1 protein-coding gene is annotated in these 338 nt (G+C 42.3%); it reads right to left on the bottom strand.

What is annotated here, in order from left to right:
• Positions 1-338: phage portal protein (locus UU9_RS17720; protein WP_156804343.1), on the bottom strand; the 338-nt coding region annotated here is incomplete at both ends.

The raw sequence follows: 338 nt of genomic DNA, 5'->3' as shown, positions 1-338 counted from the left end.
CCATGTTCAGGATCGTCAATCTTAATGGCCCGGTAATAGTTGAGGTCGCTCATAAATTCGGATAAATTTTCTCCGCCGTAACCTTTCAGAACATAAATGAGGTTCTTGGTTTCCTCAATAAAGTTGGCTATATCACTTCTTGCCTTATCATAAGCATCAACAAGGGATTTAACAAACCTAATATCCGGATACTCAAGATGGTTATTCTTCCAAGCTATAAAAGGCACCTTCCCCCAGCTCCTGCCTTCTTCTCCCTTTTTATAGTGGAGGATGGGACCTCCTTCATGCTGCTCTATATCCGGTATGAGATGGTCTCCATCGAGGACGTAATAGTAGAT

This window comes from Rhodanobacter fulvus Jip2 (genome assembly GCF_000264315.1).
GTDB classification, from domain to species: Bacteria; Pseudomonadota; Gammaproteobacteria; order Xanthomonadales; family Rhodanobacteraceae; genus Rhodanobacter; species Rhodanobacter fulvus.
The sequence above is the reverse complement of the archived record's forward strand: the minus strand, read 5'-3'. Positions and strand labels throughout refer to the sequence as shown.